Source organism: Cellulosimicrobium cellulans, assembly GCF_006539945.1.
In the GTDB taxonomy this organism is placed as follows: Bacteria; Actinomycetota; Actinomycetes; order Actinomycetales; family Cellulomonadaceae; genus Cellulosimicrobium; species Cellulosimicrobium cellulans.
Genome location: NZ_BJNZ01000013.1, coordinates 53,411 through 74,443, shown reverse-complemented (window position 1 = coordinate 74,443; position 21,033 = coordinate 53,411). Strand labels below are relative to the sequence as shown.

Genomic DNA, 21,033 nt, shown 5'->3' with positions numbered 1-21,033 from the left:
CGCGAGGTGGGGGCCCGTTCGTCAGGGTGCTCGGGGCACGGCGGCCGATCAGCCGTCGCCGTTGCCCCCACCGCCGCCGCCCGGTCCGCCGCCACCGTTGTCGCCCCCGGTCGACGGGCCGGGGCCGGTCGACACGATGAGCGAGACCTCGGTGCCGACCTCGACCTCGGTGCCGCCCCCGGGGTCGGAGCCGATGACGACCCCGGCCGGCCACTGGTCGGACTCCTGGTTCTGCTGCGTCCCAGGGTTGAGCCCCGCACCTCCGAGCGCGTCGCTTGCCTGGTCCAAGGTCATGCCGACGAGGTTGTTCGGGACGTTCGTCGTCTCCGGCTCCTCCGCCTTCGGGATCGCGACGTCGATGGTGACCTCCGAGCCCTGCGGCACGCTGCCGGCGTTGGGGCGCTGCGCGACGACCTGGCCCTCCGGCTCGTCGGACTCCACCTCGTTCACGACCGGCTTGAGACCGAGGTCGGTGATCTTCTGCTCGGCGCTCTGGCGCTGGTCGCCCACGAGCTCGGGCAGGGCGACGAGGCCGGACGAGACGAAGAGCGTGACGGTCGAGCCGCCGGCGACGGACTGCCCTGCCGCCGGCTCGGTACGCGTCGCCGCGTCCTTCGGGACGTCCTTCGAGTCCTCGGAGCCGCCCGACGTGACCGTCAGCCCCTGTCCTTCGAGGATCTGGCGCGCCTCGTCCTGGGACTTGCCCTTGACGTCCTGGATCACGACGGCGTCTGGACCGGCGGAGAAGAAGGCCGTGACGGTCGAGCCGAGGTCGGCCTCGGTGCCGCCCGCGGGATCGGTCTTCGTGAACGTCCCCTCGGCCTCCGTCGACTCCTGGTCGATCGCCTGGGCGTACTCGAAGCCGGCGTCGGTGATCTTCTGCTCGGCCTCCTCCGGCGTCACGCCGGCCGAGAGCGTCGGGACGGTGCCCGTCGTCGGCTCGTCCTCGCCCTGGCCGTTGATGACGAGCATCGTGACGATCGCGGCGAGGGCGAGCACGCCGATCGCGATGAGGGTCCACATGAGGCCCTTGCGGCTCTTGGGCTCCTCCTCGTCCTCCCCCGGCACCTCGTCCCCGGGCGGGACCGCCGGCGCCACGCTCGTCGCCCACGGGTTCGGGGAGGCGGCCGCGGGGGCCATGACCTGTGTGGCGGACTCCACCATCGTGGGCTGGAGGTCGGCGGCCGCGGCGGCGGCTCCGAGGCCGGCCGCGGCTGCGGCGACCCCGAGCGCGGGGGCCGTGATCGCCCCGCCGCGCACGGCGTTCTCGAGGTCGGCGCGGAACTCCGCCGCGTTCGAGTACCGGGCCGTGCGGTCCTTGGCGAGCGCCTTGAGCGTGATGCGGTCGAGGACCTCGGGCACGTCGGGCGCGACGGCGCTCGGCGTCGCCGGGGCCTCGCGCACGTGCTGGTAGGCCACCGCGACGGGCGAGTCGCCGATGAACGGCGGGCGGCCGGTGAGCAGCTCGTAGAGCAGGCAGCCGGTGGAGTACAGGTCGGAGCGCGCGTCGACCGTCTCGCCGCGCGCCTGCTCCGGCGAGAGGTACTGGGCGGTGCCGATGACGGCCTGGGTCTGCGTCATCGTCGCGGCCGAGTCCGCCATGGCGCGGGCGATGCCGAAGTCCATGACCTTGACGGCGCCCGTGGGCGTGATCATGACGTTCGCGGGCTTGATGTCCCGGTGCACGATGCCGGCGTGGTGCGAGTACTCGAGCGCCGCGAGCACGCCCGCGGTGATCTCGACGGCCTCGTCGATGGGGACGGCCTGGCCGTCGCGGAGGATGTCGCGGACCGTGTGGCCCTCGACGTACTCCATGACGATGAACGGGACGTGCACCGAGTTGCCGGTGGCGTCCGCGTGGACGTCCTCGCCCGTGTCGTACACCGCGACGATGGCCGGGTGGTTGAGGGACGCCGCCGCCTGGGCCTCGCGGCGGAAGCGCGCGAGGAAGGTGGGGTCGCGGGCGAGGTCGGACCGCAGGATCTTGATCGCGACGGTGCGACCGAGGCGGTTGTCGTGCCCGATGTGCACCTCGGCCATGCCACCACGGCCGATGAGCTCACCGACCTGGTAGCGCCCGGCAAGCACTCGGGGAGCGTTGTCCACCACTCATTCGTCCTTCGGTGTCGTCGGAGCCGCGGGCGCGTCCGCGCGCGGCACATCTGGCGCAATCATCCCACTGGAGGGCGTCCGGGAAAGCCGGAAGCACAACGATGTCGTCACGATGTCACGCGTCCGGAGGGAGTCGGGACGCCCGGCGGGGCGGCGTGGGAGACGGTCTCGACGACGGTCGCGGGAGCCGCGTCCGTATCGTCCCCACCCCGGTCGCCCAGGGAGGCGATCGTCGCGACGACCAGCACGAGGAGCAGGCCCAGCAGGGCCACGAGGGGCCACGTGAGGCCGTTCGGCAACCCGCCGAGGCGCCGCCCCGTCGTCGTGGACGTGCGGCGACCGGAGGACGACCGCGACGGGGCCGCCTGCGACTGCCGTCGGGCCTCGGCCCGCGTGGCCGGCGCTGACGGGGTGCTCGCGGCCGAGCCGACGCCGGGCCGCGCGCCGCCCCGAGCCGGCTGCGGGCGTCGCGACGAGCGGGTGCCGCCGTGCATCTCGCGGCGCGGCGGGTAGGCGCGGGGACCGGCAGGGTCCTCGCCCGCCGGCGCGGGGACGGGGCGCTCCCACGGCAGGGCGGGCCCGGGGGCGGGCGGCGTGTCGGACGGCGGAGCGGGCGCCTGACCCACGGGCTCGGCGTCGCTCTCGGCGAGGTGGCCGCCTGCGGGTTCGGCGGCGTGGGCGCCGGGTCGGGCCTCCGGGGCGGTCCACGGCGTCGCGGGGTCGACCGGGTGCGGGTCGCGCACGGCGGCCGGGATGACGAGCGGCGTGATGACGGGAGCGGGGTCCGGCTCCGGCGCCGGAGGGGCGTCGTCCTCCGCCGCGCGCGCGCGACGGCCGCGCCGGGTGTTGGCGGCTGCGCCGGCACGGGCGGACCACGGGTCGGCCGCGAGGCGCGCCTGGATCTCCTCGAAGACCCGCGCGAGGGCGTCGGCCGGGTGCGGCCGCGCCAGCGGGTCCTTGGCGAGCATGACCATGACGAGCTCGGAGAGCTCCGGGTCGACCGACGACGGGAGCGGCGGCACGGGCTCGTTGACGTGCGCGACCGCGATGTCGACCGGGGTGGACCCGGTGAACGGCCGGTTCCCGACGATCGACTCGTACGCGACGATGCCCAGCGCGTAGATGTCCGACGCCCCCGTGGCCGCCTGCCCGACGGCCTGCTCGGGCGACAGGTACTGGGCGGTGCCCATCACCATGCCGGTCGCGGTCATCGGGACCTGGTTGGCCGCGAGCGAGACACCGAAGTCGGTGATCTTCACCGTGCCGGAGCGGTCGATGAGGATGTTGCCCGGCTTGACGTCGCGGTGCACGACGCCGGACAGGTGCGCCGCGTGGAGGGCGCGCGCCGTCTGGGCGAGGATCGGCAGGAGCCGGGCGGGGGGGAGCACCGGCTCGCGCTCCAGCAGGTCCGCCATGGGCTCGCCCACGACGAGCTCCATGACGAGGTACCCGGAGCCGTTGGTCTCGCCGTAGTCGTACATCTGGGCGATGTTGGGGTGCGAGAGCGCGGCGCTGTTGCGGGCCTCGGTCCGCAGCCGGTTGAGGAAGTCCTCGTTGCCCGCGTACTCGGTCCGCAGGACCTTGACGGCCACCTCGCGCCCGAGCGCGTCGTCGGCCGCGACCCACACCTCGCCCATGCCGCCGACGGCGATGCGCCGCACCAGGCGGTAGCGGTTGCCGAGCGTCAGCCCCCTCACGGGCTTCATCCGTTCAACACCGCCTCCATGACCGCACGCGCGATCGGCGCGGCGATCGCACCGCCCGTCGCCTCGCTGCCCATCGAGCCGCCGTTCTCGACGATGACCGCGACCGCGACCTGCGGGTCGTCCGCGGGCGCGAAGCTCGTGAACCACGCGTGCGGTGCGGCCTCGCCGCCCGTCTCGGCGGTCCCGGTCTTCCCGGCGACCTGCACGCCCGGGATCTGCGCCGCCTTCCCGGAGCCGTTCTCGACGACGCCCCGCATCATCTGCGTGAGCTGGTCGGCCGTCGACGGCGACACCGAGGTGCGCAGGCGGCGCGGCTCGGACTGACGGACGACGTCGAGGTCGGGGTTGCGGATGGTCTCGACCGTGTACGGGGCCATCTGCACGCCGTCGTTCGCGATCGCGGCGGCGACCATCGCCATCTGGAGCGGCGTGACCTTGACCTCGCCCTGCCCGATGCCCGCGCGCGCGATCCCGGCCGCGTCCGCGCCCGGGGTGCCCTCGGCGGGGAACTGGCTGGGCGTGACGTCCATCGGGATCTCGAGCGGGGCGTCGAAGCCGAAGTCCTCGGCCTGGTCCCGCATCGCGTCCTCGCCGAGCGTCATGGCCAGGTCGCCGAACGCGGTGTTGCAGGAGATGCGGAGCGCGTCCGCGAGCGTCATCTCGCCCGTCGGCGAGCAGCGCGACCCGCCGAAGTTCTTCATCGTCTGCGTCGACTGCGGGTACGGGAGCTCGTCCGGTGCCGGGATCACGGTCTCGGACGTGTACTGCCCGCTCTCGAGCGCCGCGGCCGAGGTGACGATCTTGAACGTCGAGCCGGGCGGGTACGTGTTGCCGCGGATGGCCCGGTTCGACATCGGGTTGCCGTCGGCGTTGAGCAGCTCCTGGTAGCGCTCGCGCGCGAGGGCGGTGTCGTGCGTCGCGAGCTCGTTGGGGTCGTAGCTCGGCTTGGACACGAGCGCGAGGACGCGGCCGGTCTTCGGCTCGATCGCCACGACGGCGCCGCGCTGGTCGCCCAGGGCGTCCCAGGCGGCCTGCTGCGCCGCCGGGTTGATCGTCAGCTCGACGGACGCGCCCTGGGGCTGCTTGCCGGTGAACAGCGCGCTGAGGCGGTCGAGCCACAGCGAGCTCGCCTCGCCGTTGAGGTAGTCGTTCTCCTTGTCCTCGATCTCCGTGCGCCCGTTGGTGAGCGAGAGGAACCCGGAGACGGGCGCGTAGAGCGGGCCGTTCGCGTACTGGCGCTGGAAGCCGAACGCGTCGTCCACCGGGGTCGAGGACGCGATCGCGTCGCCCGCGACGACGATCGGGCCGCGGAACTTGTTGTACTCGCGGTAGATGGTGCGGGCGTTGCGCGAGTCGTTGTTGAGCGAGTCCGCCTGGACGAACTGGATGTACGTCGTCGACACCATGAGCGCGAGGAACATGACGAGGACGACCGTCGCGACGCGACGCAGGGGGACGTTCACCGGGATCCTCCCCAGGGGTCGGTCTCGGGGTGGGTGCCGTCGGGACCGGGGCGTCGCACGACCTCCGTGCGGAGCTCGTCGGGGTGGGCGGAGGCCTCGCCCGTCTGCCCGACGGCGGGCTGCACGCCCGTCGTCGCGCGCGTCGGGCCCGTGGCCGGGCCTGTGGTGATGGGTGCACCGACCGTGGTGGGTGCGTCGTCGGGCCGCGCGCCGACGGCGGGGGCTCCGCTGCCGACGACCTCGACCGGGTCGGAGTCGGGGCGCGTGCGCGCCCCGCCGGGCGCCACCTGCCCGCGCACGGGCAGGGACGAGGGCCGGCGCGCGTCGTCGGAGATGCGCAGCAGCAGGCCCACGACCAGCCAGTTCGCGAGGAGCGACGACCCGCCCTGGGCGACGAACGGCATGGTGAGGCCCGTGAGCGGGATGATCCGGGTGATCCCGCCGACCACGACGAAGAGCTGCCACGCCATGACGAACGCGAGCCCGCCCGCGAGGAGCTTGCCGAACCCGTCGCGCACCCCGATCGCGGTGCGCAGGCCGCGCTCCACGAGGATGAGGTAGGCGAGCAGGATGCCGATCAGGCCCGTGAGTCCGAGCTCCTCGCCGAGCGACGCGTAGATGAAGTCGGAGAACGCGTACGGGACCGTCCGCGGGTAGCCGGCACCCCAGCCGGTGCCGAACAGGCCGCCGTTGCCGAGCGAGAACAGGCCGCCCACGAGCTGGCCGGAGCCGCCGGGGCTGCGGCCGAAGATCTCGGGGTCGAACGGGTGGAGCCACACGTCGACGCGCGCCTGCACGTGACCGAACGTCGACGCCGCGAGGACCGCGCCGACCGCGATGAGGAGCAGACCGATGACGACCCAGCTCACGCGCTCGGTCGCGATGTAGAGCATCGCGACGAACAGCCCGAAGAAGAGGAGCGACGTGCCGAGGTCGCGCTCGAACACGAGGATCGCGAGCGAGACCAGCCAGACGATGATGATCGGCCCGAGGTCGCGCAGGCGCGGGAGCTGGAGCCCGAGCACCTTGGGCCCGGCGAGCGCGAGCGTGTCGCGGTTCGTCACGAGGTAGCCGGCGAAGAAGATCGCGAACGCGATCTTCGCGAACTCGGCGGGCTGGAGCGAGAAGCCGAAGACGTTGATCCAGATCTGCGCGCCGTTGATGCGCGTCCCCAGGCCCGGGACGAGCGGCAGCGCGACGAGCACGATGCCCGCGATCATCGCGGTGTACGTGTAGCGACGCAGGGTCCGGTGGTCGCGCAGGAACCAGATCACCGCGAACGCGCAGAGGATGCCGAGCGCGGTCCACTGGAGCTGGCGCGGCGCGAGGTCCTGGGTGCCGCCCGTGACCTGCGAGCCGAGGTCGAGGCGGAAGATCATCGCGAGGCCGATGCCGTTGAGCGCGACCGCGATCGGCAGGATCACCGGGTCCGCGTACGGCGCCTTGAAGCGCAGCAGCAGGTGCGCGGCGCCCGCGAGCACCACGGTGCCGATGCTGTAGACGTAGAAGCGACCCGGGAGCTCGCCCGTGAGCTGCAGGCCCACGAGCGCGTACGCCCCGATGCCCAGCGCGAGCGCGAGGACGAGCAGACCGAGCTCCGCGCCCCGGCCGGGGCGCACCTCGGTGGTCTCCACCGTGGCCATCAGGCCCCCGAGCCGGCGCCGTCGGTGGGTGCCGGGGTCACGTCGGGCGCCCCGGCCTCCGGGGTCTCGGTCGCCCCCTCGGTGGGCGTCTCCGTGGTGTCGTCGGTCGTCGGCGCGTCGGTGGGCTCCTCCGCGGCCTCGGCGACGAGGCGCTCCGCGCGCGCACGGGCGTCCTCGAGCGACTCCGCGGGGATCGTGGTCTCCAGGCGGTCGACGACGTAGCCCGGCAGGTCCGCGACGCGCGTCCCGGTGAGCTCGATCGGCGTCGACAGCGTCACCGGGCCCGCGTTCTCCGGGATGCCGCGGAACACGGCCACCTGGCCGTCGGCGACCCCGACGTAGTACTGCGTCTGCGTCCAGCGGTACCCCGCCCAGCCGGCCACGCCCAGGCCGGCGACGACGAGGAGGATCGCGACGACGGTGATCCAGCGGCGCGGCGCACGGCCGGGCCGCACGTCGCCCTCGCCCTCCTCCGCGACGTCGCTCGCGGACGCCTCGCCCTCCGTGCCCTCGGGCGCGCCGTCCGCGGAGGGCTCCTCGGTCGCGGCGGGGGCGTTCGCGCTGGCCATGAGGGCTGCCGCCCGCGCGGCGGGGCCGTCCACGGCCGACGTCGGGGCGTCGCGGTCGATCGCCGCGGACCCGACGATCTGCGCCCCGGTGCCGGGCGCCGCGCCGTCGGGCAGGACGTCGAGGTCCAGGACGTCCGCGACCACGACGGTCACGTTGTCGGTGCTGCCGGCGCGCAGCGCGAGCTGGAGCAGGTGGTCGGCGCACTCGTCGACGTCGGGGGTGTCCGCGAGCGTCTGGGCGATCGTCTCCGGGCTGACGAAGCCCGAGAGGCCGTCGGAGCACAGGAGCCAGCGATCGCCCGGCTTCGCCTCGCGCACCGACATGTCCGGCGTGAGGTCGATGTCGAAGTCGCCGAGCACGCGCATGACGACGTTGCGCTGCGGGTGGGTCTCCGCCTCGTCGGGCGAGATGCGGCCCGTGTCCACGAGGTGCTGCACGAACGTGTGGTCGGTCGTGACCTGGGTGAGCTCGCCGTCGCGCAGCAGGTAGGCGCGCGAGTCGCCGAGGTGCGCCATCGCGAGCTTGTTGCCCGCCCGCAGGATCGCGGTGACGGTCGTGCCCATGCCGACGAGATCGGGGTCGGTCACGCTGCGGTCCACGAGGTCCTGGCGCGCGTGGTCGATCGAGCGCTCGAGCTCGGCGAGCGCGTCGTCCGGGCCGTGCGACTCGCCGTCGAGCGGCGCCAGCGCGGCGATGGCGATCGACGACGCGACGTCGCCCCCCGCGTGCCCGCCCATGCCGTCGGCGACGACCAGCAAGTGCGGGCCCGCGTAGCCGGAGTCCTGGTTGTTGGAGCGCACGAGCCCGACGTCGGAGCGCGCGGCGTAGCGCAGGGCGATGTTCACTGCGGGCTACCTCTGCAGCTCGACGACGGACTGACCGATCCGCACCCGCGTGCCCGGACCCAGCGGCGTCACCTGGGCGATGCGCTGGTCCTCGACGTAGGTGCCGTTGGTGGAGCCGAGGTCCTCGACGAACCAGGACCCGTGCTGCGGGAAGATGCGCGCGTGGCGCGACGAGGAGTAGTCGTCGTCGAGCACGAGCGTGCAGCTCGGCGCCCGACCGATGAGGATCGACGACGTCGTGAGGGGGATCGTCGTGCCCGTCAGCGGGCCGGCGGTGACGACGAGCCGGGACGCTCCCGCCGGCGCGGCGGGGCGCGCGGGCTCCGGCGCCGCGGCAGGGGTCGGGCCCGACGTCGGGCGCGCGGCCGGCGCGGCGCCCTTGCGGCCTCGGCGGGGCGTGATCTTGGTGCCGTACAGGTCCCGACGCAGCACCCCGATCGCGGAGAGCACGAACACCCAGAGCAGCACCAGGTAGCCCAGCCGCAGCAGGGTGAACGTGAGGTCGGTCATGCGGGCCGGATCACCACTCCTCGTTGTCGGACGCGCCGGTCCAGAACATGATGCGGGTACGGCCGATCGTCAGGGAGTTGCCGTCCAGCAGCGTCGCGGCCGGCACCTGGTGGCCCTCGACGAACAGGCCGTTGGTCGAGCCGAGGTCCGTCGCGATGACGCCCTCCGGCGTCACGCGGATCTCCAGGTGGCGGCGCGAGACGCCCGGGTCGTCGACGACGATGTCGGCCTCCGAGCCGCGGCCGATGACCGTGACCGGGCCCGTGAGCAGGTAGCGCTGCCCGTCGATGTCGACGAGCGGGTGCCGGGTGCTCGGGGACGCCGACGTCGCGGGCGCCACGTTGCCGCGCACGCTGGCCGAGCGGAGCTGGAAGCGGCCGACGTCGAGCGTGTCGTTCTGCTCGAAGCTCACGCTCACCGGGCCGACGAAGGCGTAGTGCTGCGACGCCGCGTACTGCGTGACGTTCGACGCCAGCTCGTCCGCGAGCGTCTCCGCGCCCCACCCCTCGACCTGGCCGAAGTCGTCCACCGACAGCTCGATGGTGAACTCGTTGGGCACGACCGTGCGCTCGCGGTCCACGACGGCGGCGCGGTCGTCGACCTCGCGCCGCAGCGCGCTCGCGAGCTCGACGGGCTTGACCTCGCTGCGACCGACCTTGGCGAACGCGTTGTTCACCACGCGCTCGACGCCCTTCTCGAAGCGGTCCAGGACTCCCATGCCACCTCCTCCCTCGTGCTCGCTCGTGCTGCGGCTCGTGCCGCGGTCCTCGTCTGCGCCTCCCGGCCCTGCCCCCGGCGGCCTCTGGTGCACACCTGCGTCCCGGGCAGACTACCTAGATCGTATCGATCACGTCTGCGACGACAGCCCGATTCGTCGCACGATCTCCGGACGGATGTGGCGCTTTCGGGGCGGAGGGTGTGAACGTCGGGCGCGCAGCCGTCGGGGCACCTCGTCGGGGCGCGACGACCGGCGCGTGGCCGCCGTCACGTCCGGCCGCGCGGTTCCAGGCGTCCTCGTGCGTCGTGCTAGTCTTCTGCGGCACGCGCGAGTGGCGGAATGGCAGACGCGCTGGCTTCAGGTGCCAGTGTCCGAAAGGGCGTGGGGGTTCAAGTCCCCCCTCGCGCACGTGACGTGGTGGGGTTCCCGGGTAGTCGGGAGCCCACATGACGGAGAGTCCCGGTCAGGATCACCTGACCGGGACTTTCTGCGTTCGGGCCTGCGCTCAGCGCAGGCTGCGGAAGAATCCGCGGATGTCGTCGACCAGCAGGTCGGGCGCGTCGTGCGCCGCGAAGTGGGAACCGGTGTCGTAGACGTTCCACGACACGATGTTCTTGTGGTCCCGCTCGGCGAACGCGCGGATCGAGTGGAAGTCCCAGGCGAAGTTGGCCAGCCCCAGCGGCACGGTGGTCGGCTCGGTCGGCTTGTCCGTGGCGTGGAAGTCCTCGTAGTAGAGGCGCGCGGACGACGCCGCCGTGTTGGTGAGCCAGTAGATCGTCGTGTTCGTGAGCACGTAGTCGGGGTCGAGGTTCGGGCCGAGCAGCTGCGCGTTCCAGCCGAGCTGTCCGACCGGCGAGTCCGCGAGCGCGTGCGACAGCGTCTGCGGGGCGGTCGACTGCAGCTTGTCGTACGCGCCGCCGTTCTCCAGCCACCACGCCAGGAACTCGACGTTCTTCTGGTCCTCCGGCGACAGGTTCTCCAGCTCTGCGGGATCGCCGGACGGGAACGAGAAGACCTGGGTGACGTGCACGCCGAGCACGTGCTCGGGGTCGCAGCGTCCGACCTCCGGCGAGATGAGGGAGCCGCCGTCGTTGCCGTGCGCGCCGTACCGCTCGTACCCGAGGCGGTGCATCAGCTCGGCCCACGCCTTCGCGATCCGGTACCGGCTCCAGCCCCGGTCGGTGGTGTGACCCGAGAAGCCGAATCCGGGCACCGACGGGATCACCAGGTGGAACGCGTCGGCCGGGTCGCCGCCGTGGGCCCGCGGGTCGCTCAGGCGGTCGATCACGTCCAGGTACTCGACGACCGTCGTCGGCCAGCCGTGCGTCAGCAGCAGGGGGGTCGCGTCGGGCTCGGGGGAGCGGACGTGCATGAAGTGCACGTTCTGCCCGTCGATGGTCGTGGTGAACTGCGGGTACCGGTTGAGCCGCGCCTCCCAGGCGCGCCAGTCGTACTCCTCGCGCCAGCGCCGGACGAGGGTCTGCAGGTACTCGAGCGAGACGCCGTAGTCGGCGCCGCCGTCGGGAAGCTCGTTGGTCCAGCGCACGCGGGAGAGGCGCTGGTCGAGGTCGTCGAGGTCGGCCTGGGGAATGTCGATGCGGTACTCGGTGATGTCCATAGATCCCACTCTGCTCACCTATGAGGAAGAGTCGCTTCCTCATGGCGTGGGAATCTTGGGCCATGCTGGAAACCTCTGCGCGGCTCCTGCGCCTGCTCTCGCTCCTCCAGCTCCCGCGCGACTGGGCAGGTCCCGAGCTGGCCCAGCGGCTCGGGGTGAGCGTGCGGACCGTGCGCGCCGACGTCCAGCGCCTGCGCGACCTCGGCTATCCGGTCACGGCCACTCGCGGGAACGTGGGCGGCTACCGTCTCGGCGCCGGTGCGGTCCTGCCGCCGCTGCTGCTCGACGACGACGAGGCGGTCGCGATCACCGTCGGGCTCCGTACGGCGACGGGCGGCGCCATCGCGGGGATCGAGGAGGCGTCGCTCCGGGCGCTGGCGAAGCTGGAGCAGGTGCTGCCCTCGCGGCTGCGCCGGCGGGTCAGCACCCTGCACACCTATACGGTGCCCGTGCCCCGCGACGACACGGGCCCGACCGTCGACACGGAGGTCCTGACGGCGCTCGCCGCCGTCTGCCGCGACCGCGAGCGGCTCCGGTTCGACTACGCGGACCACTCCGGCGCGGCCACCGTGCGCGCCGTCGAGCCGTACCGGCTGGTGAGCTGGGGCCGCCGCTGGTACCTCTTCGCGTGGGACCTGGACCGGGACGACTGGCGGACCTTCCGCGTCGACCGGATCGCGCCGCGCATCCCTACCGGCCCGCGGTTCGCCCCGCGCGAGCTGCCCGACGACGTGGCGGCGTACGTGTCGAGCCGGGTCTCCGCCGCCGCCTGGCGATACCGGGCGCGGGTCACCGTGCACGCCCCCGCCGAGATGGTGGGCGAGCGGATCAGCCCGGCGGTGGGCGTCGTCGAACGGATCGACGAGCAGACGTGCGTGCTGGACACCGGAGCCGACACCGTGGAGACGCTCGGCGTGTACCTGGGACTGCTCGACGCGGACTTCGACGTCACCGGACCACCGGAGCTCGTCGCACACCTTCGCCGTCTGACCGCGCGCTACGCGCGCTCGACCCCACCCGCACCCGACCGCTGAACGCTCGCTCCTCGACGTCGAGCGGCGTGCTGCCGTGGTCCGCGTCGGCCCGGTTGACTGCGAGCGGGTGCCTCCCGGCCCCGGCGGCTCTACTTCTCGACGTCCGCAATTTCACGGTAAAGAAAATCCCAAGGCAGTCGGGGCTTGCGCATCGGGAAACCGGTATCCTACGATCGGGAAACCGGTTACCCAGTCTCGACCCCCATCCCAGCGCCTCGACGTGCTCTTCCGAGGCGGGTTGCCCGACGTCGTCGTCGGCTGCCGCGCAGGGCGCACGACCCAGCGCCCGCGCACCAGGACGGGTCGTCGCGTCGACCGATGCGAACGCGGACCTGGAGCCGTGAGTCACCACGCACTGCCCCCAGTTCGATGACGAAAGGTGAGGCACCACGATGAGACGACCCGTCGCACGACGACTGCTCGCGGCCACCGCCGCGACGGCCCTGGCCACCACGATGGGCGTGACGGCCCTGACCACGACCGCGAACGCGGCCGTGACCGGCAGCCCGACCGGCTACGCGACCCAGAACGGCGGCACGACCGGTGGCGCCGGCGGCCAGACCGTCCGCGCCACGACCGGCACCCAGATCCACGCAGCCCTGTGCAGCAGGGCCAGCGACGACACCCCGATCGTCATCGAGGTCGAGGGCACCATCAACCACGGCAACACGGCCAAGGTCTCGGGCGACAGCTGCAACACCGCGGCCGGGGTGATCGAGCTCAAGCAGATCAGCAACGTGACGATCGTCGGCGTCGGCAACGGTGCGACGTTCGACCAGCTGGGCATCCACATCCGTGAGGCCAGCAACATCATCATCCAGAACGTCACCGTGAAGAACGTCAAGAAGTCCGGCTCGCCCACGTCGAACGGCGGCGACGCGATCGGCATGGAGAGCGGCGTCCGCAACGTGTGGGTGGACCACGTGACGCTCGAGGCGTCGGGCGGGGAGTCCGAGGGCTACGACGGCCTCTTCGACATGAAGGCGGGCGTCCAGTACGTGACGCTGTCCTACAGCATCCTGCGCAACTCCGGCCGCGGCGGCCTCATCGGATCGAGCGAGAGCGACACGTCCAACGGCTTCGTGACGTTCCACCACAACAAGTACGAGAACCTCGACTCGCGCACGCCGCTGCTGCGCGGCGGGATCGCCCACATCTACAACAACCACTACGTGCACCTCAACGAGTCCGGGATCAACTCGCGGGCCGGGGCGAAGGCGAAGGTCGAGAACAACTACTTCGAGGACTCCAAGGACGTCCTCGGCACGTTCTACACCGACCAGAAGGGCACCTGGCAGGTCGCGGGGAACGTCCTCGACAACGTCACGTGGTCGAGCCCGAGCGGTGACATCCAGCCGGCCGGCCCGAACCTGACCTCGACGACGTCGGTCAGCATCCCCTACTCCTACACGCTCGACGGCGCGAGCTGCGTGCCGAACCTCGTGAACCAGACCGCGGGCGCGAACAAGGGCCTCAAGGTCTCGGACGGCTCGTGCACGCCGCAGACGCCGGACCCCGACCCGACCGACCCGACGGACCCGGGTCCCGTCGACCCGACGGACCCGCCCGAGCCGACGGCGGAGACGATCTACGTCGCGCCGAACGGCAGCGCGAGCGCGGCCGGCACGCTGTCGGCGCCGACGACGCTCCCCGTCGCGATCGAGCGCGTCGCCTCGGGCGGCGAGATCTTCCTGCGCGGTGGCACGTACGACCTGTCGTCGACCGTGACGATCCAGCCGGGCAACGACGGCGCGTCGGGCGACCGCACCCTGCTGTCCGCGTACCCCGGGGAGCGGCCGGTGCTGAACTTCTCGGCGCAGGCGGAGGACCCGGCGAACCGCGGCCTCGCGATCGGCGGCGACTGGTGGCACGTCTACGGCATCGTGGTCGAGCACGCGGGTGACAACGGCATCCTGCTCGGCGGCAGCAACAACGTCATCGAGCGCGTCGTGACCCGCTACAACCACGACACGGGCCTGCAGCTCTCCCGTCTCGTGGCGGGCGCCCCGGCGAGCGAGTGGCCGTCGAACAACCTGATCCTCAGCAGCGAGTCGCACGACAACGCGGACTCGGACGGCGAGGACGCGGACGGGTTCGCCGCCAAGCTCACGTCCGGTCCGGGCAACGTGTTCCGGAACACCGTGGCGCACCACAACATCGACGACGGCTGGGACCTGTACACGAAGTCCGACACCGGACCCATCGGGCCGGTGACGATCGAGAGCTCGCTCGCCTACGAGAACGGCACGCTCTCCAACGGTGGCCAGGCCGGTGCGGGCGACCGCAACGGGTACAAGCTCGGTGGCGAGGACATCGAGGTCGACCACGTCGTGCGCAACTCGTTCGCGGTGGACAACGGCAAGCACGGGTTCACGTACAACTCGAACCCGGGCTCGATCACGGTCAGCGGGAACGTCGCGGTCGGGAACGAGGAGCGCAACTTCAGCTTCGACGCCGGGACCCACCGGTTCAGCGGCAACGTGTCGTGCGACTCCGGGGCGAACGACAAGACGGTCGGCACGGACGCGGGCGGCAACTCGTTCTGGTCCGGCTCGAACGGGTCGGCCTGCTCCGCGTACGACGGCGAGCTCGGCTGGTCGTTCGCGGCGGACGGCTCGCTCCAGGTCACCTTCGGCGGCGAGCCGACGAACCCGACCGACCCGACGGACCCCACGGACCCCACGGACCCGACCGACCCGACCGACCCGCCGTCGGGCACCAACCTCAGCATCGGTGCCGGCGCGGACGGCTCGAGCAAGGCCAGCGGGACGAGCTACGGGGCCGTGATCGACGGTGACACCGCGACCTACTGGTCCCCCTCCGGGTCGACGGGGACCATCTCCGTCAAGTGGGGCACCGCGACGACCGTGGGCCGGGTCGTCGTCAAGGAGGCCGCGGGCGGCGGCAGCATCGGGACGTGGCGCCTCGTGAACAACGACACGGGCGCCGTCCTGAAGACGGGCAGCGGTGCGGGGACGATCACGTTCACCGCGACGTCGCTCAAGAAGATCAACCTCGAGATCACCGGCGCGTCGGGCACTCCCCGCGTCGCCGAGCTCGAGACCTACGCCGGGTAGCCCGACCCTCCTCCGGGAGACCCGTGCACGACCCCGGGCGGGACCACCTGGTCCCGCCCGGGCTCGACGACGGCCCCGCCGCGCCGTCCGCGGCGGGGCCGTCCTTCTGCCGGGGCGCCGTCCGGTGCCCCGTAGCGTCGCGCGGTCGCGACGGCGCGGTCCCGCAGCAGGTCGCGCAGCGGTGCCGGGTCCAGCACCTCGGCGTCCGGCCCGAGCTGCCACACGGCCCAGACGGCGTGCCGGAGGTCCTGGAAGCTCACGTCGAGCACCAGCAGGCCGTCGTCGGCAACGGACTCGGCGCGGACGGAGACCGCGGTGCCCACGAGCATCTCCCGTCGGTGCGGCGCGAGCCGGACGCGCGCGACGACCTGGTGGTCACCCGCCCGGAACCGGGCGCTGCGCTCGCGCCAGAGCTGCTCGAGGTCGACGACGTCGGGACGGTCCGCCGGTTCGGCGAGCGCCTCGGCGGCAAGGATCCGGGAGAGGCGGTAGGTACGGTCCGCCCCGCCGACCGTGGCGAGCAGGTAGCCCGTGCCGCGGGCGGTGACCATGCCCACCGGGTCGACCTCGCGCGAGGCCGGCGTCCGGCCGACGGCGGCGTAGCGGATCCGGAGCCTCCGCCCGCCGAGCACGGCGCGCCGGACCTCGCGCAGGACTGCCACGGGCACCTCCTCGGCGGCCTGCCGGCGAGCGAGCAGGTCGATCTCCGGCTCGACGAGGATCCGCCGGGCCGCGTCGTCGGCCGCGTCACGGTGAGCGTCGGGAAGCGCGTCGACGACCTTGCGGACGGCCGACGCGAGCGCGGGCCCGAGGCCGAGCACCTGTTCTCCCCGCCCCGACGTGGCGGCGAGCACGGCGAGCGCCTCGTCCGGATTGAGACCCGTGAGCTCCGTGCGGAAGCCGGGCAGGAGCGCGAAGCCTCCGTGCCGGCCGCGCTCGGCGTAGATCGGCACGCCTGCGGCGGAGAGCGCCTCGACGTCCCGCAGGACCGTCCGGGTCGACACCTCGAGCTCGCGCGCCAGGGCGGTCGCGGACAACCGGCCCCGCTGCCGGAGCAGCAGCACCAGGGAGACCAGCCGGTCGGCGCGCACCCGAGAAACGTACCGGGACACATGACAGAGGGTGTCGTCTTTCCCCGCGAGGCTCGGAGACGGGCGTGCGGGACGTCGGCCACGAGGGTCGACGCGCGCCCGGGCAGGGCGAGTCGGACGGAGTCGGCATGACAGTGGAACGAACGGCGATCAACCCCGTGACGTGGTCGCAGGAGCTGGGGTTCAACCAGGCGGAGCTGGTCTCCGGGCACACCCGGACCCTCTTCTGCTCCGGGCAGACGGCGATGTCGCACGACGGCCGCCCCCAGCACGACGGTGACCTCGGGGCGCAGCTCGCGCTGAGCCTGGACAACCTGGAGGCGGTGCTGGCGGAGGCGCGCATGACGCTCGCGGACGTCGTCCGGTTGAACGTCTACACGACCGACGTCGACGCGCTCTTCCAGCACTACGGGGTGCTCGCCGCACGGCTCGGGGCCGCGCGCGTGGCACCGGCGACGACGATGCTCGGGGTGACCCGCCTGGCGGTCCCCGGACAGCTCGTCGAGCTGGAGGCGACCGCCGTCGCCTGACCGAGCGCAGCCACGGCGCCGGGGCCGGGGTCAGCCGGCTCCGGCGCCGCCGACGACGTCGAGCGTGCCCTCGCCGTCCTGGCCGAGGAACACCGTCACGACGACCTCCCCCGCGGCGCGCCGTCGCCTCCCCGTCCGTCGACGCCGACCGCATCCAACCCTAGATCTGCTAGGGTCAGTATCCCTAGAAGAACTAGGCATAGGAGTGCCATGCGTATCGACAAGGACCTCGTGGCCGCGTCGGCCACCCCGCTCGTGCTCGGGATCCTCGCCGACGGGGAGTCGTACGGCTACGCGATCCTCAAGCGCGTCGACGAGCTCTCGGGCGGCCGCATGCAGTGGACCGACGGCATGCTGTATCCGCTCCTGCACCGGCTGGAGCGGCTCGGGCTCGTCGAGGCGTCGTGGGGCACGTCCGACGTCGGCCGGCGCCGCAAGCACTACGCGATCACCGCTGCCGGGCGCGAGGCGCTCGTCGAGCGCCAGGCGCAGTGGGACGTCGTCGCGCACGCGCTCCACCAGGTCTGGCGCACGGCGCAGGACGGGCTCCAGAGCCCGCCGCGCGTCGCGGAGGGGTGGGCCTGATGGGCGCCGCGACCGCGCCGACGGACGGGGCGAGCCCCGGACCGCACGCCGCGCTCGAGGCCCAGATCGACCAGTGGCGCGGGTACGTCCGCCGCCGCGAGGCCATCTCGGCCGCGGACGTCGACGAGATGGAGGACCACCTGCGCGAGCGGGTCGAGGACCTGCGGGCGACCGGGCTCGACGACGACGAGGCGTTCCTCGTCGCGGTGAAGCGCATGGGCACGCTCGACGACCTGTCGCGCGAGTTCGCGCAGGAGCACTCCGAGCGGCTGTGGAAGCAGCTCGTCCTCGTCGGCGAGCAGCCGACCGGCCGTACGCGCTCGTGGCGCGAGCTCGCGGTCGTGCTCGCGCTCGCCGTCGCCACCGGCATCACGGTCAAGGGCGCCACCGCGGTCCTCGCCCCGGAGACCGTCGGCCTCAACGTCGGGCTCCTCGTGCTGCCGTTCCTCACGGCCTACCTCGCGTGGAAGCGCCAGGTCACCGCCCGCGTCGTCGGGGCGCTCGCGGTGCCGTTCGTCGTGCTGGGCGTCGTGCTCAACACGTACCCGTTCGAGCCCACGGGCTCGACCCTCGTGCTCGCGGCGCTGAGCGCCCCCGTGACCCTGTGGGCCGTCGTCGGTCTCGCGTACGTCGGGGGCCGCTGGCGCTCGGACGCGCGCCGCATGGACTTCGCGCGGTTCACCGGCGAGCTCGCCGTGTACTACACGCTCCTCGCGCTCGGAGGCGGCGTCCTGCTCGGCCTCACCGCCGGCGTCTTCTCCCTCGCCGACGTCGACCTCGAGCCCTACCTCGAGGACTGGATCCTGCCGCTGTGCGTGCCGGCCGCGCTGATCGTCGCCGCGTGGCTCGTCGAGGCCAAGCAGAACGTCGTCGAGAACATCGCGCCCGTGCTCACTCGCGTGTTCACGCCCCTGACGCTCGTCATGCTCCTCGCCGTGTTCGTCGTCCTCGCGACCGCGGGCGACCTCGCCGCCGTCGACCGCGAGCTGCTCATCCTCATGGACGCGATCCTCGTGCTCGTCCTGTGCCTGCTGCTCTACTCGGTCTCGGCGCGCGACCCGCTCGCCCCGCGGTCGTTCTTCGACGGGCTCCAGGTCGTCCTCGTCGTCGCGGCGCTCGCCGTCGACGCCGTCGCGCTCACCGCGATGCTCACGCGCATCGCGGAGTTCGGCGTGAGCCCCAACAAGGCCGCGGCGCTCGGGCTCAACCTGCTCCTGCTCGTCCACCTCGTGTGGTCCGCGGTGCTCGCGACGGCGTTCCTGCGCGGGCGCCGCCCGTTCGCCGACCTCGTGACCTGGCAGACCCGGTTCCTGCCCGTGTACGCGGCATGGGCCGCGATCGTCGCGATCGTGTTCCCGCCCGTCTTCGGGTTCGTCTGACGGGCTGACGCCGGCCGCGCCCCGGGCGTAGCGTGGCGGGATGACCGATGGCGCTCCCGGGGGGCCGCCCGACGGCGGGCTGGTCGACTGGCTCCTCGACACCGACCCGGCGCTGCGCTGGCGGGTCGAGCGGGACGTCGTGCACGCGCCGCCCGCGGTGTGGGAGGCGACGCGGGCGCGCGTCGCGACCGAGGGCTTCGGCGCGCGCCTGCTCGCGCTCCAGGACCCCGACGGCCAGTGGGCCGGCGGCGCGTACTTCCCCGCGGACGTGGGCGCCGTCGACGCCGCGACCGACGCCGCGTACGACGCCGGGGGCAGGCCCGAGGAGGGTCAGCCCTGGACCGCGACGACGTGGTCGCTCGTCGCGCTGCGCGAGTGGGGGCTCGACCCGGGCGTGCTGCGTGCGCGCCGCACGCCCGAGCTGCTCGCCGCGCACAGCCGCTGGGAGTACGACGACCTGCCCTACTGGGGCGGCGAGGTCGACTGGTGCATCAACGGGTACACGCTCGCGGCGGGCGCCTGGCTCGGGGTCGACGTGTCGGAGCTTCTGGCCGCGGTGCTCCGCGGCCGCCTGCCCGACGGCGGGTGGAACTGCGCGTGGGTGGAGGGCGCCACGGTGTCGTCGTTCCACTCGACGCTCAACGCGCTCAAGGGCCTCCTCGCGTACCAGGAGCTCGCGGGCGGAGGCGACGAGCTGCGGGCGGCGCGTCGCTCCGGGGAGGAGTACCTGCTGCGCCGCGGCCTGTTCCGCCGCCTGAGCACGGGCGAGCCCGTCGGCGACTGGGTGTTCCGGCTCGCCTACCCGTTCCGCTGGTACTACAGCGTGCTCAACGCGCTCGTCCACCTCCGCGAGGCGTCGCTGCTCGACGGGACGCCGCCGGACCCGCGCGCGGCGGACGCCGTCGAGCACGTGCGCCGCGCCCGGCGCCCGGACGGCACCCGGCTCCAGGGCCGGCGCCACCCGGGCCGGGTGTGGTTCGAGGTCGACGCACCTGCGGGCCAGCCGTCACGCTGGCTCACCTACCACGCGACCGTCGTCCTCGACTGGTGGGACGGTCAGGGTGCGGGCGGTCCCGAGACGACCTCCGCGCCGTCGAGCACCGCGATGAGCCGGCCGAACCACTCGACGTAGCTCGCGGAGGTGAACGGGCGCTCGTCGTCCCGGCCCACGAGCTGGTCCAGGTTCTTCTGCCCGACCCACGGCCCCTCCGCGCCGTCGAGCGGCAGGATCGTCAGCGGCTTCTCCGCCGCGATGCCGCGCAGCGTGTCGACCGGCGGGGAACGGGGCCGCGGTCAGGCGCGGCGGGGACGACCCTCGGGCACGACGAGCGGGGTGCCCGTCACGGGGTCGGCGATGATGCGGCACGGGAGGCCGAACACGTCCTCGACCAGCGTGGCCGTCACGACGTCGGCCGGCGCGCCCTCGGCGACCACCGCGCCGTCCTTCATGGCGATGAGGTGGGTCGCGTAGCGGCACGCGTGGTTGAGGTCGTGCAGGACCGCGACGAGCGTGTGCCCGCGGTCTCGGTTGAGGTCGGCGCACAGCTCCAGGAGCTCGATCTGGTGCGCGATGTCGAGGAACGTCGTCGGCTCGTCGAGCAGGAGGATGGGGGTCTCCTGCGCGAGGACCATCGCGACCCACACACGCTGGCGCTGCCCGCCGGAGAGCTCGTCGACGAGGCGGCCCGAGAGCTCGGTCGTCCCGGTCGCGGCGAGCGCGCCGACCACCGCGGCCTCGTCCTCGCGCGACCACTGCCGCAGGAGCTTCTGGTGCGGGTAGCGGCCGCGCGCGACGAGGTCGGCGACGGTGATGCCCTCGGGGGCGATCGACGTCTGCGGCAGGAGTCCGAGGCGGCGCGCGACCTCCTTCGCGGGGATCGAGGAGATCGAGCGGCCGTCGAGCACGACCTGCCCCTGCGTCGGCTTGAGCAGGCGCGAGAGTGCGCGCAGCAGCGTCGACTTGCCGCACGCGTTCGGCCCGACGATCACGGTGAACGACCCGTCGGGGATGCTCACGTCGAGGTCGGAGGAGATGACGCGGTCGTCGTAGCCGACCGTGATCCCCTCGGCGTGCAGGCGGTCCGCGGGCGGCACGCGGTCCGCGCGCACGTCGGTCGCCGCGTCGGCGACGCTCGGGGCGGCCGCGAGGTTC

Annotated in this window: 16 protein-coding genes and 1 tRNA gene; 7 read left to right on the top strand and 10 right to left on the bottom strand. The window is 73.0% G+C overall.

Features of this window, described 5'->3' with window-relative positions; translation table 11 throughout:
• Positions 1-48: 48 nt before the first annotated feature.
• The 7 genes from pknB to CCE02nite_RS11460 all read right to left on the bottom strand — a co-directional run bounded on the left by pknB (position 49) and on the right by CCE02nite_RS11460 (position 9,567).
• The gene (gene pknB / locus CCE02nite_RS11490) at positions 49-2,109 is read right to left on the bottom strand and encodes a Stk1 family PASTA domain-containing Ser/Thr kinase (RefSeq protein ID WP_141389769.1); all 2,061 of its coding nucleotides are present in this window, start codon (positions 2,107-2,109) and stop codon (positions 49-51) included.
• Positions 2,110-2,219: 110 nt separating this feature from the next.
• A complete protein-coding gene (locus tag CCE02nite_RS11485) occupies positions 2,220-3,818 on the bottom strand; it encodes a serine/threonine-protein kinase (RefSeq protein WP_141389768.1) in 1,599 nt (532 codons plus the stop codon).
• On the bottom strand, positions 3,815-5,281 hold the full coding sequence (locus CCE02nite_RS11480) for a peptidoglycan D,D-transpeptidase FtsI family protein (RefSeq protein WP_141389767.1): 1,467 nt from the start codon (positions 5,279-5,281) through the stop codon (positions 3,815-3,817). The genes CCE02nite_RS11485 and CCE02nite_RS11480 overlap by 4 nt, the downstream gene beginning before the upstream one ends.
• Positions 5,278-6,924, bottom strand: coding sequence for an FtsW/RodA/SpoVE family cell cycle protein (locus CCE02nite_RS11475; RefSeq protein WP_141389766.1), 1,647 nt, complete (start codon positions 6,922-6,924; stop codon positions 5,278-5,280). Before CCE02nite_RS11475 ends, CCE02nite_RS11480 begins: the two co-directional genes overlap by 4 nt.
• Positions 6,924-8,339 (bottom strand): Stp1/IreP family PP2C-type Ser/Thr phosphatase, encoded by a 1,416-nt coding sequence (locus CCE02nite_RS11470; protein ID WP_141389765.1) that lies wholly within the window; start codon positions 8,337-8,339, stop codon positions 6,924-6,926. The genes CCE02nite_RS11475 and CCE02nite_RS11470 overlap by 1 nt, the downstream gene beginning before the upstream one ends.
• A gap of 6 nt (positions 8,340-8,345) precedes the next feature.
• On the bottom strand, positions 8,346-8,849 hold the full coding sequence (locus CCE02nite_RS11465) for an FHA domain-containing protein FhaB/FipA (RefSeq protein ID WP_141389764.1): 504 nt from the start codon (positions 8,847-8,849) through the stop codon (positions 8,346-8,348).
• A gap of 10 nt (positions 8,850-8,859) precedes the next feature.
• Complete coding sequence (locus CCE02nite_RS11460) at positions 8,860-9,567, bottom strand: FHA domain-containing protein (RefSeq protein WP_047230883.1); 708 nt, start codon at positions 9,565-9,567, stop codon at positions 8,860-8,862.
• Between the two features lie 325 nt (positions 9,568-9,892).
• Between CCE02nite_RS11460 and CCE02nite_RS11455 the strand changes: the two genes are divergently transcribed.
• A tRNA-Leu gene (locus tag CCE02nite_RS11455) sits at positions 9,893-9,975 on the top strand.
• Between the two features lie 97 nt (positions 9,976-10,072).
• Here CCE02nite_RS11455 and CCE02nite_RS11450 read toward each other — a convergent pair.
• On the bottom strand, positions 10,073-11,185 hold the full coding sequence (locus CCE02nite_RS11450; RefSeq protein WP_141389763.1) for an epoxide hydrolase family protein: 1,113 nt from the start codon (positions 11,183-11,185) through the stop codon (positions 10,073-10,075).
• A gap of 62 nt (positions 11,186-11,247) precedes the next feature.
• Between CCE02nite_RS11450 and CCE02nite_RS11445 the strand changes: the two genes are divergently transcribed.
• Together CCE02nite_RS11445 and CCE02nite_RS11440 are read left to right on the top strand one after the other, a co-directional pair.
• Positions 11,248-12,219 carry a helix-turn-helix transcriptional regulator gene (locus tag CCE02nite_RS11445; RefSeq protein ID WP_141389762.1) on the top strand — a complete coding sequence of 324 codons (972 nt, stop codon included), beginning with the start codon at positions 11,248-11,250 and terminating at the stop codon, positions 12,217-12,219.
• 392 nt (positions 12,220-12,611) lie between these two features.
• Positions 12,612-15,296 carry a pectate lyase family protein gene (locus CCE02nite_RS11440; RefSeq protein ID WP_141389761.1) on the top strand — a complete coding sequence of 895 codons (2,685 nt, stop codon included), beginning with the start codon at positions 12,612-12,614 and terminating at the stop codon, positions 15,294-15,296.
• Here CCE02nite_RS11440 and CCE02nite_RS11435 read toward each other — a convergent pair.
• On the bottom strand, positions 15,284-16,387 hold the full coding sequence (locus CCE02nite_RS11435; protein WP_141389760.1) for a helix-turn-helix transcriptional regulator: 1,104 nt from the start codon (positions 16,385-16,387) through the stop codon (positions 15,284-15,286). The two genes, CCE02nite_RS11440 and CCE02nite_RS11435, sit on opposite strands and share 13 nt — an antisense overlap.
• Before the next feature lie 134 nt (positions 16,388-16,521).
• On the opposite strand from CCE02nite_RS11435, the gene CCE02nite_RS11430 reads away from it, so the two are divergent.
• From CCE02nite_RS11430 to CCE02nite_RS11415, 4 genes are all read left to right on the top strand, one after another.
• The gene (locus tag CCE02nite_RS11430) at positions 16,522-16,917 is read left to right on the top strand and encodes a RidA family protein (protein WP_141389802.1); all 396 of its coding nucleotides are present in this window, start codon (positions 16,522-16,524) and stop codon (positions 16,915-16,917) included.
• A 210-nt stretch (positions 16,918-17,127) separates the two neighbouring features.
• Entirely contained in the window at positions 17,128-17,502 is a 375-nt protein-coding gene (locus tag CCE02nite_RS11425; protein WP_141389759.1) for a PadR family transcriptional regulator, read from the top strand.
• The gene (locus CCE02nite_RS11420) at positions 17,502-18,881 is read left to right on the top strand and encodes a permease prefix domain 1-containing protein (RefSeq protein WP_141389758.1); all 1,380 of its coding nucleotides are present in this window, start codon (positions 17,502-17,504) and stop codon (positions 18,879-18,881) included. Before CCE02nite_RS11425 ends, CCE02nite_RS11420 begins: the two co-directional genes overlap by 1 nt.
• Before the next feature lie 40 nt (positions 18,882-18,921).
• Positions 18,922-20,013: a squalene cyclase gene (locus CCE02nite_RS11415; protein ID WP_141389757.1), complete on the top strand. Its 1,092-nt coding sequence runs from the start codon at positions 18,922-18,924 to the stop codon at positions 20,011-20,013.
• Between the two features lie 161 nt (positions 20,014-20,174).
• Here the strand turns inward: CCE02nite_RS11415 and CCE02nite_RS11410 are convergent, their stop codons facing one another.
• Positions 20,175-20,990, bottom strand: a complete 816-nt coding sequence (locus tag CCE02nite_RS11410; RefSeq protein WP_141389801.1) for an ABC transporter ATP-binding protein — start codon at positions 20,988-20,990, stop codon at positions 20,175-20,177.
• Between the last annotated feature and the right edge of the window lie 43 nt (positions 20,991-21,033).